Origin of the sequence: Sphingobacterium spiritivorum ATCC 33861, from assembly GCF_000143765.1 — a bacterium.
Lineage (GTDB): Bacteria > Bacteroidota > Bacteroidia > Sphingobacteriales > Sphingobacteriaceae > Sphingobacterium > Sphingobacterium spiritivorum.
In genome coordinates this window covers 999,610-1,023,492 of sequence record NZ_GL379770.1, presented here as the reverse complement: position 1 = coordinate 1,023,492, position 23,883 = coordinate 999,610, and the positions used below count along the sequence as shown (strand labels likewise).

General features: G+C 40.0%; 20 protein-coding genes. 8 read left to right on the top strand and 12 right to left on the bottom strand.

What is annotated here, in order from left to right:
* Window positions 1–8: 8 nt before the first annotated feature.
* The 3 genes from HMPREF0766_RS04440 to HMPREF0766_RS04430 all read left to right on the top strand — a co-directional run bounded on the left by HMPREF0766_RS04440 (window position 9) and on the right by HMPREF0766_RS04430 (window position 3,851).
* Window positions 9–1,460, top strand: coding sequence for a RagB/SusD family nutrient uptake outer membrane protein (locus HMPREF0766_RS04440; protein WP_002994077.1), 1,452 nt, complete (start codon window positions 9–11; stop codon window positions 1,458–1,460).
* Between the two features lie 29 nt (window positions 1,461–1,489).
* On the top strand, window positions 1,490–2,905 hold the full coding sequence (locus tag HMPREF0766_RS04435) for a TlpA family protein disulfide reductase (protein ID WP_002994076.1): 1,416 nt from the start codon (window positions 1,490–1,492) through the stop codon (window positions 2,903–2,905).
* 343 nt (window positions 2,906–3,248) lie between these two features.
* Window positions 3,249–3,851 carry a DUF937 domain-containing protein gene (locus HMPREF0766_RS04430; RefSeq protein WP_236590548.1) on the top strand — a complete coding sequence of 201 codons (603 nt, stop codon included), beginning with the start codon at window positions 3,249–3,251 and terminating at the stop codon, window positions 3,849–3,851.
* A 78-nt stretch (window positions 3,852–3,929) separates the two neighbouring features.
* On the opposite strand, the gene HMPREF0766_RS04425 is transcribed toward HMPREF0766_RS04430, so the two are convergent.
* The 6 genes from HMPREF0766_RS04425 to HMPREF0766_RS04400 all read right to left on the bottom strand — a co-directional run bounded on the left by HMPREF0766_RS04425 (window position 3,930) and on the right by HMPREF0766_RS04400 (window position 9,719).
* Window positions 3,930–4,649, bottom strand: a complete 720-nt coding sequence (locus HMPREF0766_RS04425; RefSeq protein ID WP_002994073.1) for an HAD family hydrolase — start codon at window positions 4,647–4,649, stop codon at window positions 3,930–3,932.
* A gap of 69 nt (window positions 4,650–4,718) precedes the next feature.
* Window positions 4,719–5,747, bottom strand: coding sequence for a lysylphosphatidylglycerol synthase transmembrane domain-containing protein (locus HMPREF0766_RS04420; protein WP_002994072.1), 1,029 nt, complete (start codon window positions 5,745–5,747; stop codon window positions 4,719–4,721).
* A gap of 6 nt (window positions 5,748–5,753) precedes the next feature.
* Window positions 5,754–6,701, bottom strand: a complete 948-nt coding sequence (locus HMPREF0766_RS04415) for a CDP-alcohol phosphatidyltransferase family protein (RefSeq protein WP_002994070.1) — start codon at window positions 6,699–6,701, stop codon at window positions 5,754–5,756.
* On the bottom strand, window positions 6,667–7,572 hold the full coding sequence (locus tag HMPREF0766_RS04410; protein WP_002994069.1) for a hypothetical protein: 906 nt from the start codon (window positions 7,570–7,572) through the stop codon (window positions 6,667–6,669). The genes HMPREF0766_RS04415 and HMPREF0766_RS04410 overlap by 35 nt, the downstream gene beginning before the upstream one ends.
* Before the next feature lie 9 nt (window positions 7,573–7,581).
* Window positions 7,582–8,298: a nucleotidyltransferase family protein gene (locus HMPREF0766_RS04405; RefSeq protein ID WP_248676707.1), complete on the bottom strand. Its 717-nt coding sequence runs from the start codon at window positions 8,296–8,298 to the stop codon at window positions 7,582–7,584.
* Between the two features lie 92 nt (window positions 8,299–8,390).
* Entirely contained in the window at window positions 8,391–9,719 is a 1,329-nt protein-coding gene (locus HMPREF0766_RS04400; RefSeq protein ID WP_002994066.1) for an inositol-3-phosphate synthase, read from the bottom strand.
* A gap of 490 nt (window positions 9,720–10,209) precedes the next feature.
* Between HMPREF0766_RS04400 and HMPREF0766_RS04395 the strand changes: the two genes are divergently transcribed.
* The 4 genes from HMPREF0766_RS04395 (at window position 10,210) to gdhA (ending at window position 14,153) form a co-directional block, all read left to right on the top strand.
* Window positions 10,210–11,229: a methionine ABC transporter ATP-binding protein gene (locus HMPREF0766_RS04395; protein WP_002994065.1), complete on the top strand. Its 1,020-nt coding sequence runs from the start codon at window positions 10,210–10,212 to the stop codon at window positions 11,227–11,229.
* Window positions 11,222–11,875, top strand: coding sequence for a methionine ABC transporter permease MetI (metI, locus tag HMPREF0766_RS04390; protein WP_002994064.1), 654 nt, complete (start codon window positions 11,222–11,224; stop codon window positions 11,873–11,875). Before HMPREF0766_RS04395 ends, metI begins: the two co-directional genes overlap by 8 nt.
* A 15-nt stretch (window positions 11,876–11,890) precedes the next feature.
* Window positions 11,891–12,700 carry a methionine ABC transporter substrate-binding lipoprotein MetQ gene (gene metQ, locus HMPREF0766_RS04385; RefSeq protein WP_002994063.1) on the top strand — a complete coding sequence of 270 codons (810 nt, stop codon included), beginning with the start codon at window positions 11,891–11,893 and terminating at the stop codon, window positions 12,698–12,700.
* Window positions 12,701–12,821: 121 nt separating this feature from the next.
* A complete protein-coding gene (gene gdhA, locus HMPREF0766_RS04380) occupies window positions 12,822–14,153 on the top strand; it encodes an NADP-specific glutamate dehydrogenase (RefSeq protein ID WP_002994062.1) in 1,332 nt (443 codons plus the stop codon).
* A gap of 265 nt (window positions 14,154–14,418) precedes the next feature.
* Here the strand turns inward: gdhA and HMPREF0766_RS04375 are convergent, their stop codons facing one another.
* From HMPREF0766_RS04375 to HMPREF0766_RS04350, 6 genes are all read right to left on the bottom strand, one after another.
* Entirely contained in the window at window positions 14,419–16,338 is a 1,920-nt protein-coding gene (locus tag HMPREF0766_RS04375; RefSeq protein ID WP_002994061.1) for an acetoacetate--CoA ligase, read from the bottom strand.
* Between the two features lie 64 nt (window positions 16,339–16,402).
* A complete protein-coding gene (locus HMPREF0766_RS04370; RefSeq protein WP_002994060.1) occupies window positions 16,403–17,449 on the bottom strand; it encodes a ferredoxin--NADP reductase in 1,047 nt (348 codons plus the stop codon).
* Between the two features lie 176 nt (window positions 17,450–17,625).
* Window positions 17,626–20,700 (bottom strand): translation initiation factor IF-2, encoded by a 3,075-nt coding sequence (infB, locus tag HMPREF0766_RS04365; RefSeq protein WP_002994059.1) that lies wholly within the window; start codon window positions 20,698–20,700, stop codon window positions 17,626–17,628.
* A gap of 104 nt (window positions 20,701–20,804) precedes the next feature.
* Window positions 20,805–22,043: a transcription termination factor NusA gene (gene nusA / locus HMPREF0766_RS04360; RefSeq protein ID WP_002994057.1), complete on the bottom strand. Its 1,239-nt coding sequence runs from the start codon at window positions 22,041–22,043 to the stop codon at window positions 20,805–20,807.
* A 2-nt stretch (window positions 22,044–22,045) separates the two neighbouring features.
* Complete coding sequence (gene rimP / locus HMPREF0766_RS04355) at window positions 22,046–22,516, bottom strand: ribosome assembly cofactor RimP (RefSeq protein WP_002994055.1); 471 nt, start codon at window positions 22,514–22,516, stop codon at window positions 22,046–22,048.
* A 113-nt stretch (window positions 22,517–22,629) separates the two neighbouring features.
* Window positions 22,630–23,409, bottom strand: coding sequence for an XRE family transcriptional regulator (locus tag HMPREF0766_RS04350; RefSeq protein ID WP_002994053.1), 780 nt, complete (start codon window positions 23,407–23,409; stop codon window positions 22,630–22,632).
* Between the two features lie 113 nt (window positions 23,410–23,522).
* Here HMPREF0766_RS04350 and HMPREF0766_RS04345 point away from each other — a divergent pair, with 113 nt between their 5' ends.
* Window positions 23,523–23,855, top strand: a complete 333-nt coding sequence (locus HMPREF0766_RS04345; protein WP_002994051.1) for a GIY-YIG nuclease family protein — start codon at window positions 23,523–23,525, stop codon at window positions 23,853–23,855.
* Window positions 23,856–23,883 lie beyond the last annotated feature (28 nt).

The following is a 23,883-nucleotide window of genomic DNA, read 5'->3' as shown; positions in this document are numbered from 1 at the left end:
AAAATTATATGTTACGCAAATATATATACATCCTCTGTATCACTTACCTGCTGGTCAGTTTGGGCAGTTGTAAGAAAGGTTTTCTTGAAATAAATCCCAAAGGTTTACTGATCGCAAAGAAAACCTCTGAGTACGATTTACTCTTAAATGGTCTTCATTTAGTATCAATTGAGCCTGTTTCTACGCCGGTGATGGGCGATGAAGTGGCAGGAATAGACGAGCTCTTCGCTACTGACATTGCATCTCTCGCTCACCAAAAAGCATTTCGCTGGGAAGATGACTTTTACCTGCCCGAGGATAAAAATTCGGAATACTCATTACTCTCTACCCAGACTTATATCTATAATAAGATTATTAACGAGGTGCCCAGCTCCGAAGAAGGGACTGAGGCCGAAAAAGCAAGAATTAAAGCAGAGGCACTGGCCGGAAGGGCCTGGGTTAATTTTACGTTGGCCAATTTTTATGGCAGGCCCTACAACGAAGCTACAGCGGCTACTGATTTAGGGGCACCACTTATTAAAGAAGCTGATATAAGCCAGACCAAATATACAAGAGCTACTGTAAAAGAAATGTACGACCTCATGGTGAGCGACCTTACGCAGGCTATACCCGACCTGCCTATTGCCAGTAACAGGATACGCATGTCCAAGGCAGCAGGCGAAGCCCTATTGGGCAAAATTTATATGTACATGGGTAAATTTGATCTTGCACTGCCTTTGCTGGAAGCATCATTAAAAGACCTCGGTACGGCCACCATGCCCGTAGGTTTGTATGATTTTAATACAGAACTGGCTCCAGGCGGTTCATTTTATCCGTCCGATCCGTTATCGGGTCCCCCCAGAGACGATCCCTATAAAGATAAAGAAATTCTTTATTTAAAGGGAAACACTGATAATTTTTACTGGTACAACCGGTCAGCATTGGTCCTTAATCCCGAGACTATGAAATTATTTACGGCGAATGACATGAGGCGAATGTTTATGGATAGTCTTGTCTATGAATCTTCGAAAATGTATCCATCAGGCATGAAGAGGGCATACGGGCGGTATTATTATAACATGGGCATCAATGTTTCTGATATACACCTGCTAAGAGCCGAATGTAAGGCAAGACTGGGCGATACTGGTGGTGCTGCAACTGATATGCTGGCCTTTAGAAAAAACAGGATGCCGGAAGCTGAAGCCATTATAGCACCCGGTATTGCCGGTGATAAGATAGCCTTGACCAGATTTATCCTTGAAGAACGGATACGTGAATTTCCGATAACCGGCGAAAGATGGTTTGACATGCGCAGGCTCTCTGTAGATCCTGTTTACAAATCGACTGTTGGCAACAGGCACTACATTTATAACCTAAAAGGAGATATTACCTCCAGCTATACTTTAAAGCCCGAAAGGCTCACTTTTAGGTTTCCTCGATACATTACGGACGCTAATCCCGGCATGCCGCAAAACCCTTAATCTATTTTGAAATTAAATCTTTTAAAAAAATGAAAAAAATAACGTTAATACTATTGCTTTGTTTATATACGAGCTTAGTCATAGCACAACAAAAAACGGCTACCATCACTGTAGATTTAGAGGGGGGCTTAAAATTAGATTCAATTCGTCTTTTTAAGTACGATAGCTATAATTTGTATGCTAAACCGGATGCAGGAAGCAAATACAAATTTGAAATAAAAGATAAACTCCCAATAGGAGTTATTATTAACGGTCCTAAAGATAAACAGATTTATGCTTTTCTAGAAAGTGGTGAAGATCTGCAGCTCAAAACAGATTTTGATCAGAAAATTGTCTTTTCTGGTAAAGATGCTGCCAATTCTACGGTTTTAAACAATTACATGAAGGCTCTTGATAATTTTAATAAAAAAATTAACTACACAAACATGTCAGTGCCAACGCAAATTATGGATACTGTATACAAGGCCGATCAGATACCTATTGACCTGTTGATGGCCAACAAGGCAAAAGTAACGCCCGGATTTTACAATTTCCAAAAAGTGAACCTTGAATACGAGCTGTTGCAGGATAAGGCCTGGACAAGTTATATGGTGGCTCATCAAAAAAAAGATAAGTTTAAGATGAGCGAAGGCCTGCCACCAGATTTTGCAGATTTGATTAAACAGGTAAAGTTTGATGATCAATTACTCAACATTCCTAATTACAGATACTTGCTTACAGTTTATTACCCTTCTTATCTGCACAGACGTGAAATAATGTTAGCCGGTAAGATGGATAGTCCGCATGAGCTGAAGGATGCCCTCAATGAATATAAAATGATTCTGAAGTACTATCCGGCTGGTATGATAAGAGATGAAGCCTTTAAAATCTGTATTAGACAAGTATTGGATCAAGCAAAAGACGTTTCCCTGACCAAACCTACTATAGACGATTATATTGCCAAATACGCCAGCGCAGCAGAGGCCGGGGAAATACTGGATGAATATAATAGAAAGCTAAAGATGTCTGCAGGCCAAATGGCACCGGCATTTTCCTTGAAAAGCCTGGATGGCAAAGAGGTATCATTGCAAGACTTTAAGGGTAAAGTAGTTTACATTGATTTTTGGGCCAGTTGGTGCGGCCCATGCAGATATGAGATGCAAAATGGTTCACCTAAGCTCCATGCCAGATTTAAAGACATTAAAGATGTGGTTTTTCTGTATGTGAGTTTTGACAGTAAGGTTGATGACTGGAAAAAAGCAATTGCCGATGATAAGATTGAAGGTATTCACCTCTTATCTCAGGCCCGTTCCGGTTTGGATACTCCTATTGCAAAAGCTTTCAATATTAATGGTATCCCGCATTATGTGATTATTGATAAAGAAGGTAGGATTTTCGATAACAATGCCTCGAGACCCAGTGAAAACGGAACAGAGGCAAGAATTAGGGAGGCATTGAAAAAATAACTGGGTTTGTTTTCGCATTCTGAATGACTGTCTCTGGATAAGCGTTGCAGATTAAAATTATAAAACACTAACTATATTATGAGATAGTTGTTGGGCTAATCCGACAACTATCTCTGTTTTTCATAGATTCTTATTTTATACGATCGATCCTGTTTGTGCATTTACTTATCCATATCGCACGCCCAATGTGGTATTTTACCGTTATAAATGTGAATGGAATTAATCAAACAAAGCAGTCACAGAAATTGTTTAATCTAAAAACCGGCATTTCATAAACAACAGAATCTTTGGAACAGATTTTGTCAAAATGATCTAATAACACTAATACTATAAAATTATGGGAATGATTGATTTAATTACGGGCGGCATTGGCACTAAAGTCATTACTGCACTGGCTGGAAAATTGGGCATCAGCGAGACCAAAGCCAAATGGATGGTCGCAATTGCAGTACCCTTGATGATTGCAGCACTAAAATACAACTCCAGTAAAAAATCAGAACAAGCAGAAAGCCTGAACAATGCATTAGACAACAAACATACAGGAGATGCGTTGGATCGTGTAGATCAGATCGTGGAAGATGGCCCAAGCGAGGATGATGACAAAATTATCAATCATATGTTTGGCAAAAACTCTGATCAGGTAAAAAATGAAATTGCTTCCAAGACCGGAATAAGTTCAGAAACAGTGGGTACAGTCCTTTCGACTCTAGCTCCTATTGTAATGGCTTATGTAGGTAAAGAAAAAGCAGCCCAAAGTAATTCGGGAGGAATCGGAGACTTATTGGGAGGATTGTTAAACGGAGGGGGAAATGACAATGCTTCGGCTAATGGTCAGCAACAGCAATCGTCAGGTGGTGGTATTGCAGATCTGGTAAGCGGATTCTTTGACAAGAATAAAGACGGAAATTTTCTGGACGATATTGCCGGAATGTTTACAAAGAAATAAACTAAAAATGCCCCGAAAAAACGGGGCATTTTTAGTAGTACAGATAGGCATACTATATAAGCATTTCATTGAAATATTTTATAAGGATTCCCAGTTTGTAATAATACGTTCCAGATCTCCTATATCATAAAAAGTATAATCTGCATCTTTTGTTTCTCCTTCATCATCCCCTTTCCATCCTTCACCTTTAAGCCAAAGCGTCTGACAACCGCAGGCTTTTGCAGGCACCATGTCTTTACTGTAGGAATCCCCTATCACCAGACAATCTGCTGCAGGTAGTCCGATCACATCCACTCCTAAAGCATAAATAGCAGGATCCGGTTTACGTACTCCGACTACTGAGGACTCTATAATCTTGTCAAAACAATTGTAAATCCCAAAATCTCTTAATACAGAAGTGAGGTTACCATAAAAATTTGAAACCATCACCACCGGATACTTTTCATGCAGACGATTCAGGCTCTCTGTGACACGTAGCACGTTATTTTTGGCCAGTTCATATCCATCATTCGCAATAAGATCCGCCAGTTGATTATCAAGTCTGATATCCTGAGAAACCAGATACTCAAATTGTACACTTAACTTAGCCTGCAGCACCTGAAGAAAATTAAAATCCTCGGTAATAATGGGATGTGTAGCCATTTTACGCTCTGCAAATACATAAGCCTGATCAAATTGTTCCCTTGAAATTCCGGCTTCATATTTCTGATAGGATGACCAAAGCACGGCAGCCCAGTGCTGTCCGTTAGAATCTAATGTCCCTCCGTAGTCAAATATTAACCCTTCTATTTTTTTCATGTATTTAGTCTTGTTTTATGTACCGGATTTCTAATTAATGGGGTCTCTAAATCAGTTCTTCCGGTTCATTTAATTTTCTGAATCATTTAACTGAGCTTCTCTTTTGGTTTTGCTTCTTCTGGCAAAGCTCATCATAAGAAGACCTATAGCTATCCATACCAGCTCCCGTATACGGGTAGCGATACCAATAAACACGCCTACTGAAGCCTGATACCCTACACTGGCGACAGCCATAGCCATTCCCCCTTCCCGCGTCCCCAATTGCATAGGGAAAAAGAAAATCAGATTGGCAAACAGAGATGAGCCGGAGCTTACGATCAGACATTCGACATAAGTCATCGGCAGACCTAATGCATGGGCTATAAAATAAATCTCAGCACAGCCTACTACACGCGCAAAAAACTCCCAGCATAAAGAGGTATAGAAATTTCTCTTACGATCTACATATAACGACCTCACCTGATTATCTACATCTGTCAGAAGTTCATGGTGCTCCTGCTCATACAGCGCTATTTTTTTTCCTACAAACGGCAGCTTACTGAGGGACTTCATCAAACTCACGGTAATACCTTTTTTGTATCCTTTTGAAAACCACCAGACACCCAGCACAGCCATCAGTATAATAGTCACACAGGCGATTACGACAATTTTACTTGCAGGTACAAACCAGAGAATAAGGCCTACCGATGCCACCCAGAATACAAGATGGGAAAGGATATGCATCATCGTGTATAGCAATACAGATGATCCGGCTTTAGAATTCCCCACATAGGGCTTCAGTTCCATAATACGGTATGGCTCCCCGCCCAATGCCACAAAAGGCGTGATATAATTAATAGAAAAACCGGTAACAATCAATTGAAAGATTTTACCAAACGGCAGTCTGGTTTTAGGATTATCTTTTTCAAGAAGAATATCCCGCAGAGCCATAGCATTCATCAGGTAGATGACCAGCCAGCTTAGCAAAACCGGTATAAACCACCAGCCCGTCTTTTCAATATTTTCCCATATCACCTCCGGGCCAAGGGAATAGACCATATAACCCAAAGTACCAAGCCCCAGAATAAAGAAAATAATTTTATAGATTTTACTCGCCATTAGAGTCTAACTTTTGAGTTTATTTACAAAGTATCCGCTAACCTTTTCCTGTCTGTTGATCATATAAATCAGAATAGGATTCAATACAAACATATCAAAGAAAAAGTATAACCACACCTCTCCGATGAAAAGCCACAAAAACAAAAAGATAACACGAGTATTGAACTGTACGATATTTGTATATTTCATCAGCGGCTTGTTCATGGTTCTGAACTCTGTTACCAATTCTTGAGGCAAACTGTCAACATACAGGGCTTTGATCAACCCTAAAAGTTGCTGAAGATTAGGAGATAAGCGTTCCTGCATACGTGTATAACCCAGATAACCATTCAATACAAATTTGCTGAATGCTTGTTTACTCCAGCTCATCTGATCAAATTCAGCCTGCAGATCACGACTGTTATCCAGTTCGCTACCTGCTTTTCCTTTGATAAAATATAAGTGTACATTACGATAATAGTCGGCCATTGCAGATTGGAAGACATGTGATACCCCGGCTAGTACGCCCGGAACCCATACCCATGCAGACCATCCTTCATTCATAAGTCTCAGACACAGCGCAATATGAATAGAAGCAAACCAAAAATCGCCTGCAAATCCATCTAATATGCGTCCAAAGCGGCTTTTATTGTCTGTCATTCTGGCCAGCTGTCCATCAGCAGAGTCCAGTGAATTGGCAAAGACCAGTAATAGCATTCCGATCACATTGATCCACAGGGATGGATAATAAAATAAAATACCGGCACCTACACCAAAGAAAATACTGATAATAGTGACCGCATTAGGTGTAATCCCGATTTTTGCACAGACCTGGGCTATTCTGAATCCTATCGGCCTGTAAAACCATATGTCAATTCTTTCTTCTGTATCATTGGATTTGAGAGATTGTTCAAATGCCGTTTCTTGTTCTTCGGGAGTATTAGGATTGTTGTATACTGATGTCTCTCTTTGCATGTTGTTGAGTTGTAAAGACGTTATTGAGTAGACTACAGATAGCATCTGCAGCCTCAGCCCTGCATGGGGCAAAACTTGGCCAGTCATTGAGGTCAATAATGTGAAAATTACCATCCGGTCCGATGATAATATCCCCTCCGTAAATATGAACACCCAGAATCGTAGCAGCACGATCAGCGATTATTTTTAATTTTTCTTCATCAAAAGGATAATGCACCGTCTCTCCATTGATCTGTTCATATACAGCATATTTGTGGTGATTATGTTCATACGGATAGAAATAGTGAAAGAACCCGGTGTCTTTTACAGCATAGAACTTCAGCAGATCGCCTACCAGATGCTCAGAGATCACAGCTTCTTTAATTCCTCTCAGCGCATATTCATTAAGAATATATTTTGCTTCTTCTGCAGAGGATGCAAATGTCACATCTTCCTTATGAATAGCATGAAAATCTCCTCTTTTTATCCAGACACCTTTCCCCTTTAAAGAGTTAAAGACTTCTGTTATATCAGAGGTTGTTGAGACCACATAGCTGGCCGGATAAGGAATACCTCCCTCCAGCAATACATTGGTCATATTTTTACGAAAACAGTTTTCTATTCCCCATCCGGAGTTTATGACTGTTTTTCCTTCTTTTTCTAATTTTTGCAACCTTTTTACCAAGGTTTTGGTACGAGCCATCGTGACAATAAAATCCTGCGGTACAGATTCTTTTTCCATGAATTCATCTTCATTACAAATCTCAATATCCGCACCTGTTAAAGTCAGCTTTTCACATACTTCATTAAATATGGCAGCATCATTACCAATATGATTTGGCGAGAAACGGCTCTTTCTCGTCACTCCCAGAATCTTAATCTTTTCAGCCATTTTTTTGCACTAACTAAGTGTTTTTTCTAAAAGGAATGCTTCAGCCATTTCCTTGTCTTTGAGATGATCGACATCTACGATCTTTCCAAAAATATGCCCTTTCACATTTAAATGATTGAGCAACAAATCTCTTTGATAATTACGCATTCGCGTATTACCTTCTTCGACAGAGCGTTTCACTAACTCAATAGCATTCTTTCTCAAACCATAGATACCACCGGATACATATTGAACACCTTCCGTATGCTGATCCTGAAAACTCAGTATATTCTGTTGAGGATCTGTCTTTACGTACAAAGGACTTTCATCATCTATAAAAGGAGTGATTCCCATATAAGCATCTGCATGTACAGATGTACGGAATCCCTGCAGATAAGAAGCAAAATCTTCCTCTTTAAAAATTGTATCAGTAGTCGTCAGGCAGCAGGCTTCCCAATCCGGATTTGCCTCGATAAGTGCGTGAAAACTATGCAGAGAACTAGGGGTATCTTTTATAATCAGGCGGATCGGTACATCAAAGATTTCTTCCTCAAGGTAAGCTCTCAGCTCAGGAGAATGATTATTGATAATAATGTGAACAACCGGAGCACCCTGATCAGCAAAAATGCGTATTAATCTTGCGATCATAGGAACACCGTTCAGTGTCAATAGTGGTTTTGGAAGATCGACCCCCTCCTCTTTCAGACGGGATCCCTCTCCGGCAGCTATAATAGCAAAGTGTATCATCTTCATCACTAAAAATTACCATCACTGGCAAAAGTAATGGTAAGAAAGGGAGGCGAACCGCCTCCCTTTGAAAAATTATATTGTCAAAATCATTATTGGATACTGTCTACCAATTCCTGGTAGTAATCCAATCCCAAATGGGTAATCAGATCTTCACCCATCATATGACGCAATGTATTCTGCAATTTCATAAGCTGTTTGAAAATATCATGCTCCGGAGGTAATCCAGGTGCTGTCTGAGGTGATTTCAGATAGAATGACAACCATTCCTGAATACCTGACATACCCGCACGTTGTGCAAGATCAATGAATAAAGCCAGATCTAATGCAACCGGTGCTGCAAGAATAGAGTCTCTGCACAGAAAGTTTATTTTGATCTGCATTTTGTAACCCATCCATCCGAAGATATCGATGTTATCCCATGACTCTTTGTTATCACCATGTGGAGGATAATAATTGATTCTTACTTTATGGTAAAGATCACCATATAATTCAGGATTTTTCTTCGCATCAAGAATCTCTTCCAATACAGATAATTTAGAAACTTCTTTTGTTTTGAAGTTTTCAGGATCATCCAGTACCAGACCATCACGGTTACCCAGAATATTTGTTGAGAACCATCCTTCTACACCTAATGCTCTGGCCTGCAAACCAGGAGCAACGATGGTTTTCATCAACGTTTGCCCTGTTTTAAAATCTTTACCTGCAATAGCCACACCATTTGTCTGCGCCAGCTCTTCAATAGCCGGTACATCACAAGTCAGGTTAGGTGCACCGTTTACATAAGGTACTCCTTCCATCAATGCCGCATAACAGTAGATCATACTTGGCGGGATGCGCTTATCATCATTATCCAATGCTTCTTCCAGTTTTGCAACAGTAGAAAATGCATCATTAGTTTCGATATATCTCTCTGTTGAACCACACCACACAATCACTACACGATCCAGGCCATTCTGCTCTTTAAAGTCACGGATATCCTTACGTGCAGCATCAGCCAGTTCGCGGCGTGTAGTTTCGCTTTTAATATGCGTCCCATCAAGGTTCTTGACAAAGTTTTTGTCAAAAACAGCTTTCATAGGTTTGATATTTTCCAATACATCTTTTACCTGATCCAACTGACCTTGCTCCAATACTTTTGCTTTAGAAGCAGCAACATACACATTGTCTTCGTAAACATCCCATCCGCCAAAAACGATATCTTCCAATTTTGCCAATGGAACGAAATCTTTGATCAGAGGGTTTCTGTCTTCTGTACGTTTACCCAGACGAATACGGCTCAATTGAGAAACTGAACCAATAGGCAACGACAATCCTTTGTTAATAGCGGCTACACCGGCAATCAAAGTAGTAGCAACAGCTCCCAGGCCCGGAATTAAAATCCCCAACTTACCGCTGGCCTCTTTAACCTGATTTTCCATATTATTTAATAATCTATTGTTTTGTTTGTAATATTGATAACATTGTAATTAAACTTTAGGCAAGTTAAGCATTTTAGGTAATATTTTATTTATACAAATATAACATTTGACAGTTTTACCAAAAAAATAAAAAAGTCAATTTTTCAATTATGGCATTCCTTAAAAAATCGCATTTAATAATTCATTGATAACAAAAGAAATATACCATTTTACACGCTGTTATCATTCATCATTCTCTACAATATCGATAGTCTTTTATATTGCCAAAATCTGACAATTCAAAATAATTAAAAAAGAGCACTTTTGAGACATTTCCCATAAAACGTGAATGTTCAGCTTCCCTGTAGCTAATCTCACAGATCACATGCCGAATTTGCTTTGAAAAAAAAGAAAGATTTGATACCTTTGGCGCATATAACACCTTTTAAGTATAAGCCTTTCAGTATGTAATGAAAGGTTTTTTTGTACGGAATGTTATTAATATAGTTAAATGGTAGAGTTAGTCAATATTTCAAAAACATTTAAAGGTAAAGGCATTTCTACAAATGCACTGACAGATGTTTCGATAAAGATCAGCGCCGGAGAGATTTATGGAGTTATCGGGAGCTCCGGAGCCGGAAAGAGTACTCTTATACGATGTGTAAATCTGCTGGAGCGGCCTGATAATGGCGCAATTGTGCTCAACGGGCAAAATATTATGGCTCTTCCACAACAGGAGCTTACGATCAAAAGAAGAGAAATAGGAATGATCTTCCAGCATTTTAATTTATTCTCCTCCCGTACCGTATCTGAAAATATAGCTTTTCCTCTTGAACTGACAGGTAAATCAAAAATAGCAATCAAGGAGCGTGTACATGAATTATTACAGCTTGTTGGTCTGGAATCCAAAGCTAACGATTATCCTGCAAACCTATCCGGAGGACAAAAGCAACGTGTAGCTATCGCACGTGCACTGGCCAATAATCCTTCTATTTTGTTGTGCGATGAGGCGACGAGTGCACTTGATCCGCATACGACCAGGTCTATCCTTCAATTGTTAAAATCTATCAATAAAAAATTGAATCTGACTATATTGCTGATTACGCACGAAATGGAAGTGATAAAGACTATCTGTGATCGTGTCGCCGTCTTAGATCATGGCAGACTCATCGAACAGGGAACTGTTGAGCAGATATTCACGGCGCCGAAAGAAGCCGTTACACAACAATTCATCGCTTCCTCCTTTAATGCCGAACTTCCGCCATCAATTCAGAATAAATTAAAACAAACGGGGAATCCGGTAGTCAAAGTCTTTATTATGGGTGACGAACAACAGTCACTGCTGATCTCTGATCTGCAAAGATTATATGATACGGATGCCAAATTGATAAGTGCACAAATTGAATACATCGGTCAGTCCAATTTTGGACTGATGTTTCTTGAACTAAGCGGTGAATCACAGGCTATACAGCAGAGTCTCTCCTATCTGAACACTACTTATTCATCTTTTGAAATTATAGGATATGTCTGATACCATAGTTAAACTGTTACTCGAAGGGACCTGGCAAACACTGGTCATGACATTTGCCTCCGGTTTTTTCGGATTTTTATTAGGGCTTCCCACAGGAATTCTTCTGTTTGTGACGCGCAAAGGACAGATAATGCAAAATAAAGCTGTACATCAGATCACTTCTGTAATTGTGAATATTTTCAGATCTATTCCTTTTATTATTCTGATCGTCTGGATGATCCCCTTTACCCGGGAATTGGTCGGCACCTCTATTGGCGTATCTGCAGCATTAGTCCCGCTAAGCATAGGTGCAGCTCCTTTTGTTGCCCGTCTTGTGGAAAACAGTCTGCTGGAAATACCGGCGGGACTGATTGAAGCAGCCAGAGCAATGGGAGCTACTCATAAACAGATTATACTAAAGGTATTGTTGCCGGAAAGCTTGCCCTCAATGGTCAATAATGCAACGATAACGCTTATTACTTTAGTAGGATATTCGGCCATGGGTGGAGCAGTAGGCGCCGGAGGACTAGGACAAATAGGCTATCAGTATGGCTATATAGGATATGATGCTTTTATAATGAATGCTGTATTGATCCTCCTCATACTGATCGTATTTTTACTGCAGTTTACCGGAGATTTTATCGCAAAGAAAACAAATCACAGATAATACAATTAATAAGACATGAACATACGCACAAAACACATATGTATACTTGTTGCAGCAGTACTGACACTCAGTGGATGTAACGGTAAGAAAAAAGACAGCCAGACATTGAAAATCGGTATCGTGGCCGGTCCTGAGAAGGAAATCGCAGAAACTGCAGCAAAGGTCGCTAAAGAAAAATACAATCTGGAAGTGGAGCTTGTCACGTTTAATGACTATGTTGTTCCCAACGAAGCCCTGAATCAGGGAGATTTAGATGCAAATGCATTTCAGCATCAGCCTTATCTGGATGAACAGTCTAAGCAACGTGGCTATAAGCTTGTTCCTGTTGCAAAGACATTTGTATATCCTATCGTAGCCTATTCCAAAAAGATCAAAAATATAAGTGAACTGCTTCCCGGACAAACTATCGTTATTCCTAACGACCCGACCAATGGAGGAAGATCTTTATTGCTTCTCCAAAAGCAAGGTCTTATCAAATTAAAACAGAATACAGGTATTCTGCCCAAAGTAACAGATATCGTTGAAAATCCGAAACAGATTAAGTTTCTGGAACTTGAAGCGCCTCAGTTACCGAGAGTACTGGATGATAAAGAAGTGTATATCGCTATTATCAATAATACATTTGCATCTCAGGCCGGACTTGATCCCGAAAAAGACGGATTATTTGCAGAGGATAAGGAATCTCCTTATGTCAATCTGATCGTGACCCGTACTGATAATAAAGATGATGAACGTATCAGGAAATTTGTACAGGCCTACCAATCGCCGGAAGTAGAAGAAGTTGCCCGTAAAATATTTAAAGGAAATGCGGTTAAAGGATGGTAAATTAAACCTGCTATATATTAAAAAATAACAAATTAACGATGCTGCAATTGTGAAAATATTAACAATTGCAGCATTTTTTTTATATATTAGCAACTATATTTAATAAACTTCCTAATACCTTATGTCTAAAGTATATAATACATTTATTGATTACATCGAAAAACGCAATCCTAATGAACCCGAATTCTTACAAGCTGTTACTGAAGTTGCGGAAGATCTGATCCCTTATATTGAACAGCATCAACCTGAACTGCTAAAGATGAAAGTTCTGGAGCGTATTGCCGAACCTGAACGTGTAATCTCTTTCCGGGTAACCTGGTTAAACGATAAAAACGAAATTGAGGTAAACAGGGGTTACCGCGTACAAATGAACAGCGCAATAGGCCCGTATAAAGGAGGATTACGATTTGCACCTAATGTCAATCTAAGTATACTTAAGTTTCTGGCTTTTGAGCAGGTCTTTAAAAACAGTCTGACCAGTCTTCCTATCGGAGGTGGTAAAGGAGGTTCTGATTTCAATCCGAAAGGTAAATCGGACACGGAGATTATGAAATTCTGTCAGAGCTTTATTTCCGAACTTTATCGTCATATAGGAGCGGAAACAGATGTTCCTGCCGGAGATATAGGTGTGGGAGAACGTGAAATCGGCTATATGTTCGGACAATACAAGCGTCTTCAAAATAATTTTACAGGTGTACTTACAGGTAAAGGTGCCAACTGGGGCGGTTCCTATATCAGACCTGAAGCTACCGGATATGGATTACTATATTTTGTATCCTGTATCTATGATTACCGCAGTGAAGAACTGAAAGATAAAATCGTAGCTATTTCAGGAGCAGGCAACGTAGCCTTCTATGCCGCAGAAAAAGCCATACAGCTTGGTGCTAAAGTAATTACACTATCCAATAGTCAGGGTGTATTATATGATGAACAGGGAATTACTTCAGAGAAACTGGCTTTTATTGCAACTATAGGTCGCGATCTGGATAAATATATTTCAAAATATCCGGATGCAAAATACTATGAAGGAAAAAAACCTTGGGAGTTCAAATGTGATATTGCATTACCATGTGCTACTCAAAATGAACTGGATGGCGAAGATGCGCAGAAACTAATAGATAACGGTTGTACCTGTGTAGCTGAAGGTGCAAATATGCCTTCTACTGCTGAAGCTATTAAACTCTTTCACAAAGCACGCCTTATCTTTGCTCCGGGCAAAGCAGCCAATGCCGGAGGTGTAGCTGTTTCGGGATTAGAAATGTCTCAAAACTCTATCAGAGAGCAATGGACAAAAGAGAAGGTGGACAAGAAGTTACATGGTATTATGGAAAATATTCACAGAACTTGTGTTAAATACGGTCATGAGGACAACTATATTAATTACCTGAAAGGCGCTAATATAGGAGGATTTCTGAAAGTAGCTAAAGCGATGATTGCACAGGGAGTTGTATAAAAGCTCTCTCTTTGAAAAATATATAAACGTAAGCAGTTGGCGGGGACGCCAACTGACGCATTTAAAAGTAAAATATACATAACTATCCTCCTCGCGTTTGCTGCGTGTCCTTACCAGCAATATCTACAGACTTTATCAGTCTTAGCAAGAATACCAGCTGATAACGCATTCAGGATAACAGCGATGCAATTAACGCTCGCGTTTGCTGCGTGTCCTTACCAGCAATATCTACAGCACTTTATCAGTCACGCTATTTATGTATTAATTATACTTTTTTACGGAGATCTATCCAGTAATTGAGAGAATCCGGATTCTTAACCACGTCAATACTGACAGCCCGTTCTACCGGTACACCCATCATTAGTTTCTTAACAGGAATTTCCAGTTTCTTCCCACTCATTGTATATGGGATATCCGGCACTGCCAGAATTTCATCGGGTACATGTCGCGGACTATAGGTATTTCGTAGTTGTTTTTTGATTTCAGTCCGAAGCTCATCCGTAAGTTCAGTTCCGGAGCTCATCTTAATATACAAAGGCATTACAGAATCGCCATTCTCCAGATCAATGCAGATCACTAGACTATCTTCCACTTGTTCAAATGTATTCAGCACATTATAGACCTCAGCTGTACCAATACGGACTCCTCCCCTGTTTAGGGTTGCGTCAGATCTGCCATACATAATGATTCCGTTATTATTTCGGGTTATTTTAATCCAGTCTCCATGGCACCAGACAGCCGGATATTTATCAAAATAACTTTCCAGATATTTAGCATTATTCTGATCCTTCCAAAAATAAAGTGGCATAGAAGGCATAGGTAATTCGATCACCAATTCCCCCACCTCATCGTATACTGCAACACCATCTTCATTATAGGCTTCTATTTTTGAACCTAATGTACGGCACTGTATTTCACCTGCAAACACGGGTAGCAATGTACTACCGGAAAGAAAAGCACTACAGACATCTGTACCACCACTTAATGAAACAATTTGTACGTCCTCCTGCTGTCCTTGCAGCCATTTAAAGGTATCAGGAGGTAAAGGAGAACCCGTAGAGCCGATAGTTTTGAGCTTAATATCCAATTCTGACAATGACATATCCTGACAGGATGTAAAGTAAGCCGCTCCTGCACCAAGATGATCCACACGGTGATCTGCAACAAATTTCCAGATAGATTTTCGCTCAGGAAATACAGGTGAACCATCATAAATACACAAGGTAGCTCCTATCAGAAGAGATGAAACAGCATAATTCCACATCATCCAACCTGTAGTGGTATACCACATAAAGCGGTCTCCTTCCTGTACATTTTGATGTAAAACCAGTGCTTTATAATGTTCAATCAGATTCCCGCCGGAACTATGTGTAATAGCCTTAGGTTTTCCGGTTGTACCCGAAGAATACAGTATCCAGATAGGGTGATCAAACGGAACCGGCTGAAATGTGAGGTGCCGGGTATGATCAGCCTCCAGTATGATTTCGTCCCAATCAGCTCCATTTACCATGACAAGATCGGTAATAGAAGGTATCTGTTCTTTAATGGTTACTGCTGTTTGCTGTTTATCATATTTCTTTCCGTTATAGTCATAACCCGAATCTGCAAAAAGGATCTTGGGCTCAATCAAAGTAAAGCGTTCGACAATACTTGCACTTCCAAAATCAGTTGAACAACAGGACCATATAGCTCCGATAGCATTCACAGCCAAAAATATGGCTATTGTTTCTGTTGTATTATTAAGTATGCCTGCTACCCTATCGCCTTCTTTAATACCCTTTCTGATCAAAAACTGTTGTATAGCACGGACCTGATCTTTCAGCTGAGACCAGGACACTTCTTTAGCAGGGGTCTGTTCAGCCTGATAAAGAATGGCCGGGCGTTTATCTGTCTCCATACGAAAGACATGTTCCGCATAATTGAGTGTAGCACCCTGAAACCATTCTGTACCGATAAATCCTTGTTGGGAGTATTTAATAACAGCATCAAACGGAGAATGAGATTTAAGATCGAAATACTGAAATACTGAATGCCAAAAGTCTTCAGATTCAGAAACTGACCATTTCCATAGCGTCTCATAATCTTTAAAAGAAAGCTGATAATGCTCTTCAACAAAGGTTTTAAAATCGAATAATGCAGAATTTTTCTGATAATCAGCAGAGGGTGTCCAGATCAGCTCACTCATAAATATATTACACTTGGTTATGTTCCAAATGTAATGAAAAGTAATGCCAGTACAAAGTTTTTACCTATACGACATCAACTACAGTTCCATCTTCGGTAGGATGTCCTGTACATAATAAAATACGTCCGTTAGCGACTTCCCTGTCTGTCAGTACTTCATTGTAATCCATACGCACATTTCCGGATGAACATTGTGAAATACAGGTACTGCACATACCTGATTTACAGGAATAAGGCAGTTTGATTTTATTCTCCAATCCTACATCAAGAATTGTTTTGTTATAAGGTATAGACAATTGGTATCGTTGTCCGAGAAAGTTAAGCGTAATGGAATAACTTGTTTTATCTACTTCCTTTTCTGTTTCATCATCGTCATCTTCTTCATTTTCCGGCAACAGAAATGTCTCCCTTTTGATTTGACTGTCTGCATAGCCCATACCCAATAAAGTAAAACGACAAAGATCCATATAAATAACAGGTCCGCAGGTGTAGAAAAGGGTATCCGTTTTAAGTTCTTCTACATATTGTTTAAGAATATCATAGATAAAATCTCTGTTCAGACGGGCTTTCATCAGGTTTTTGCTATTTGAAAAAATCCATATGATATGAAAACGGTCCGGATAGTTTTTCTGCCAACTGTCAAGTTCTTCCAGAAAAGGTGTCTGTTCCGGAGAACTGTTGCTGTATATTAATACGATTTTAGATTTCCGTTCTCTTATTAAAGCTGTCTTCAGAATTGAAAATAACGGAGTAATGCCAATACCTGCAGCAAACAAAAATACAGTCCTTGTCGTATCAGGTACAGGTTCATATATAAATAAACCCTGAGGATCCAGCACTTCAATCTCGTCTCCTACTGTAATCTTATGATGCAGAAAACGGGAAATCTCACCATTATCTACTCTTTTCACAGCAATACTTAAAGGTTCGTCTACATCTGGTGAACTTTTAAAGGAATAAGAGCGACGGACTTCGCGGTCTCCAAAAGTGAAAATCAGGGTTAGAAACTGCCCGGCTTTATATACAGGATATGGGCCAGTTACCGGTTCAAAATCTATAGAAATATTATTGTTAGCCTCTGGAGTTAATGCTGAGATCCGAAGTTTATGCATATTTCAAAGATAAGATGCTTTTGAAATCCAAGCAAGTAATAAATAGGATTATAGGATCAAAAACAGACTACAATTTAGCTGAAAGAGATATTTATAAGTTTCTATTATAAAAGGAATCGCCTTTCATTTTGCAATGAAAGGCGATTCCTTATATATCTGTTATTCTTTTCAGTCTTTTACAACTTACGTTTAACTTCGACTTGTTCGAATGCTTCCACAATGTCTCCGACATGAATATCATTGTATCCCTGAATATTCAGACCGCATTCGTAACCTTGAGATACTTCTTTCACATCGTCTTTGAAACGTTTCAGTGAGGCAAGTTTTCCGGTGAATACAACCACACCGTCACGTACGATACGTATATCACTGTTTCGGTTGATTTTACCATCTAATACCATACATCCGGCAATAGTACCCACTTTCGAAATTTTGAAAGTCTCTCTGATCTCGACATTCGCCACGATCTTCTCTTCCAGTTTCGGAGCTAACATACCTTCCATCGCAGATTTAAGCTCTTCGATAGCATCGTAGATGATAGAGTAAAGGCGGATATCAATCTGCTCCTGCTCCGCAATCTTACGTGCATTTTGAGAAGGTCTTACCTGGAAACCGATAATGATCGCATCTGATGCAGAAGCCAGCAATACGTCTGATTCGGAGATCTGACCTACTGATTTGTGGATTACATTTACCTGGATCTCATCTGTAGATAAGTTCAGTAATGAATCTGATAATGCTTCGATAGAACCATCCACGTCACCTTTCACAATTACATTCAGCTCTTTGAAGTTTCCGATTGCCAAACGACGACCAATCTCCGCTAACGTAATATGTTTCTGTGCACGCATACCTTGTTCACGTTGTAACTGCAGACGTTTGTTTGCAACCTGACGTGCTTCGGATTCGCTTTCCAATACATAGAATTTATCACCTGCTGTAGGTGCTCCGGCCATACCTAATATCTGTACCGGTGTAGAAGGACCGACTTCTTTAACACGCTCTCCGCGTTCATTCGTCAGGGCTTTTACTTTACCACTATGTGATCCGGCCAGAATAGGATCTCCGATACGAAGTGTACCTCCTTCTATTAATACAGTAGTAACAATACCACGTCCTTTATCCAGAGCAGCTTCGATTACAGATCCTACAGCACGTTTTTTAGGATCGGCTTTAAGATCCAGCATTTCTGCTTCCAGCAATACTTTTTCCAGTAATAAATCTACATTGAGACCTGTCTTACCTGAAATTTCCTGACATTGGTATTTTCCTCCCCAATCTTCAACAAGGATATTCATTGCTGACAATTGTTCCCGGATACGATCAGAGTTTGCACCCGGCTTATCTACCTTGGTAAAGGCAAATACAATCGGTACTCCTGCAGCTTGTGCGTGGTTGATGGCCTCCTTAGTCTGAGGCATCACACTGTCGTCTGCCGCAATTACGATGATCGCAATATCTGTGATTTTGGCACCACGGGCACGCATCGCTGTAAAGGCTTCGTGACCCGGTGTATCTAAGAATGTTATTTTTCTTCCGTCTTCCAGTTTTACGGCATATGCACCGATGTGCTGCGTAATACCTCCGGCTTCACCGCCTGTTACATTCGCTTTACGGATGTAATCCAACAGGGATGTTTTACCGTGATCGACGTGACCCATTACCGTTACGATCGGAGCACGCATAATCAGATTATCCGGGCTATCGGCTTCCTCTAATTCTGCTACTTCTTCATCTTCCGGTTTGATAAATTCAATCTGGTATCCAAATTCATCTGCTACAATTGCTAATGTCTCTGCATCCAGACGCTGGTTGATCGACACAAACAATCCCAGGCTCATACACGTAGCGATAATTTGCGTTACGGATACGTTCATCAGATTTGCCAATTCATTTGCAGTAACAAACTCTGTTACTTTCAATACATTGGCCATCATTTCCTGCTCTAACGCAGCTTCTTCAGCATGGTGAGCTACTTCGTCACGTTTCTGACGGCGTAGCTTCGCACGTTGCGCAAATTTACCGGACTTACCTGCACCGCTCAAACGGGCAAGTGTAGCTTTGATTTGATCCTGGATTTCTTTTTCTGATGGTTCTTCCTTGTTTTCTACAGGTTTATTTCTACCCTTGAAATCAGGTCTGTTACCACCCGGACCTCTGTTACCCTGATAATTTCCCGGACCTCTGTTGCCCTGATTGTTACCCGGGCCTCTGTTTCCCTGATTATTACCGGGACGGTTTTGGTTATTACCCGGACCTCTGTTGCCCTGGTTATTTCCACCCTGACCGCCTTGTTGGTTTCCACCCTGCTGGTTTCCGCCTCTATTCTGATCCTGGTTGTTTCCACCGGTATTCGGACCGTTCGTACGCTTGCGCTTACGTTTCTGATCGTTGGCATTGCCTGTTGCATTGGAAGAAGACGCTACCGGTCTGTCACGATGTGACGGTCTTGCCGTAGGCAATTCTATCTTACCGATAACTTTCGGTCCGCTTAAGCTTTCCGCACGCGCACGGATGACATCATCCTGAGGTGTTGCCGGTTTAGCGGGCTCTGCAGGTTTAACCTCTTCTTTTTTGACAGCCTGGACTTCCGGTTTCACTTCTTCCACCTTCGGTTTAGCAGGTTCCGCTGGCTTCTGCGCCTGGGGAACAACAGTTTCTTTTGGAGCTTCTGTTTTTTCAGCAACAACAGGCTGAACAGGCTCTACGGGTTTTTCCACGATCTTTGGAGTTTCCACTTTTACCTCTACCTTCACAGGTTCTTCTATTTTAGGAGCAACTTCGCTCTTTTCTTCTTTTTTAGGCTTTCCTTTACCTATGCTGTCCAGATCAATCTTCCCGACGATCTTCATACCTGTAAGATGAGGATGATCCTCAGCAGGTTTCTTCTCTTCTGGCACTTCAGCCTTTACCGGAGTTGGCTCTGCCGGAGCATTCTTAATCAGGATCTCCTTTACCTCTGCTGTATCTTCATTCTCCGAGACAGATTCTTTAAGCGCAGCATTGCTACTTCCAGCAGGCGACTCATCACGACGAATTTTACCAATTACGATTTGCTTTGCCTCGTCCTTAACAATTTTGTCTCCCTGAAATTCGCTCAAAAGAACATTGTACATCTCGCCCGATAATTTAGTATTAGGTTTAGATTCAACATCAAACCCCTTTTTTACCAAATAATCCACAGCGGTAGCTATACCAATATTTAGTTCTTTTGCTGCTTTTAGTAAGTTTATGCTTTTACCTTCTGTCATTTATTGTGTCCTGTAATTATAAAGTATATACAAAAATATGTTTTTTTTACATGTTACTAACAATTTATTCGAAATTGCTGAGATAATAAATTGTTAGACCGGGTTTATTCAAACTCGGACTGTAAAACGCGAACAATTTCCTGAATGGTATCTTCTTCAAGATCTGTACGTCTTACCAGCTCTTCTTCCGTAAGAGAAAGAACAGATTTAGCGGTATCCAGACCTACACGCTTCAATTCGTCAATAACCCATCCTTCGATTTCGTCGCTGAATTCTTCGATGTCCACATCCTCATCAAATTCGTCATTCTCACGATACACATCGATTTCGTAACCTGTCAGTTTACCTGCCAGTTTAATATTATGTCCTCCACGGCCAATCGCAAGAGATACCTGATCTGATTTCAGATATACAGCTGCCGTCTTGTTGTCTTCATCAATTTTGATAGAGCTGATACGTGCCGGGCTAAGTGCACGGGTGATATATAAGGAATGATTTGTCGTAAAGTTAATTACATCAATATTCTCATTTCTCAACTCACGAACAATACCGTGAATACGGGATCCTTTCATACCTACACACGCTCCTACAGGATCGATACGGTCATCATAAGATTCTACGGCCACCTTAGCACGCTCTCCAGGTTCACGGACAATCTTCTTGATGGTAATCAATCCGTCAAAGATTTCAGGTACTTCCAGTTCAAACAAACGCTGTAAAAATGCAGGTGCTGTACGAGAGATAATGATCTTAGGATTGTTGTTCATCATATCTACCTTATGCACAACTGCACGGATGCTATCCCCTTTTTTGAAATAATCCGCAGGAATCTGTTCTGTCTTAGGCAGAATCAATTCATTCCCGTCATCATCAAGTACCAGAATTTCTTTTTTCCAGATCTGATACACCTCACCGATCACTAACTCTCCTTCACGATCTTTATATTTTTTGAAAACTTCGTCTTTCTCAAGTTCCAGAATTTTAGAAACCAATGTCTGACGTGCAGCCAGGATAGCTCTGCGTCCGAAGCTTTCCAATGTGATCTGCTCAATATAATCATCACCTACTTCAAGATCTGCATCGTGTTTAACTGCCTCTGCCAACTCGATTTCCAGATCATCATCTTCCGAAAATTCATCTTCCACGACCACACGTGTTCTCCAGATCTCTAAGTCACCATTATCAGGGTTGACAATTACGTCCACATTTTCATCTGTACCAAACCGTTTGCGGATCATGCTACGGAATACTTCTTCCAACACAGAGATTACCGTAGGACGGTCAATGTTTTTAAACTCTTTAAACTCCTGAAAAGAGTCAATCAAATTGATATTGCTGCTCATTTTTACTTAAATGAAATTAACACCTTAGTTTCCTTTATTTGTTCAAATGGAATCACCGACTCAACCGGCACGGCTTTCTTCCCTTTTTCTTTTTTACTTTCCTCGATCGTAATGTTACTTTCTGTTACATTCAAAAGCTTTCCTTCTCTCTTTTCTCCCTCGTGGTTCTTGACCCGTACATTACGTCCTATATTCTTCTTATACTGACGAATCATAATCAAAGGACTATCAATACCAGGAGAAGATACTTCCAGACGATAAGCAGTCTCTATTACATTCTCTTCTTCCAGATGAAAACCAACATGACGGCTTATCTTTACACAATCATCAATCGCAATCCCCGAGTCCCCGTCAACAAGAATTTCAAGTACGCCATTGCTTTGCATTTTTATACTGACAATAAACAAATCCTCCCGATCTCCTATTTTCTCCAGAACTAACTCTTCAACCCGCTTTTCTACCTTTGTCTTCATCTATTACTGTTATTTTAAATCAATAAAGAATTAAAAAAGGGGGCATATGATGCCCCCTTCCTTTCAGATAGTACAAAAGTACAAAATATTTTTCAAAATCCAAAACATCTTTTTTATGCCTTATTATTATCAACCACTGCGCTGATGGTTTTTTGCATTTGCGCCATCATAGAGGTCAGTGTTTCCATAGTAGGCTCCGGGCTTGGTTCGGGCAGTTCGGTACTTATAAATGCCTTTGCTTTCCAGACTTCCAGAATATCTTCCGATCCCACCCAATATGCTTCGTATGTCTTGTTATCTGATACCAGCTTCAATCCTTTTTCTTCTTTATATTTAAAGGCAATACGTTTATATACGACACCTTCTTCTCTAGAGACAATTATATACGTCTGTCCGGGTTTGATATCATGCCAGTTTTCCACATATTCACCTATTATAACAGAGCCCGAGGGTAAAGGCAACATAGAATCTCCTTTTATTTCAAAGGCCCGGTATGTACCCTGATTAAACATCGGAAGTGAAAATTTCGGCAATTCGGCCACATATTCCGGATCACCATACCCGTTCAGATAACCTGCACTCGCTTTTACAGGTACCAATTCTATATTTTCACGATCCTGCTGATCTACCGTTACACTCAGTACACGCAGATTAGAAGCATTACTACGAGGTGTAGGTTTCCACTTATCATCTATAACATCGTTCGCCAGTTCATCCATCGTCAGATCAAAATATTCAGCTATTTTTTTTAGTAACTCATACTTAGGTTCTGCTCTATCCTCTTCATACGCTCCCACTGAAGCGCGTTTAATTTCCATTAAATCAGCAAATTGCTGCTGTGTCAATCCTTTTTTCTTTCTGATGTATTTCAGATTCGAGGCGATGTTAGACATAATATTTTTTAAATAAAATTTGTAAATACTAAAATTGTTAGTATAATTGTACTATCAAAATTAGCAAATAGATTTAGAAAAACCAAATTTATTAGCCAAAACAAGGAGAAAACATGAAAAAATACTGCATTTACATCGCCTCAGACAGCAATCGTCATCATCTTGAAGTCAATCTGACACAAGATGTAGAGACGACATATCAGGAAATGAGAACTGTTCACGCTTCTTTATTCAATCAGGTCATCAAATTAAGCAGTATTGTTTATATCGAATATGCTGATACTTTCGAACAGGCAGAGAAACGCAGAAAAGAACTTGCATCCCTCCCACGCATCGTCAAAGAAAGAATGGTCAGAAAACAAAATCCTAACTGGAAAAATCTTTGTTCCCTACATATGCCCTTAACTATCCTACATAACAAAAAAGCCGTTGCTTATCTCTCATAAATAATGCAACGGCTCCCTTTTGATTAAA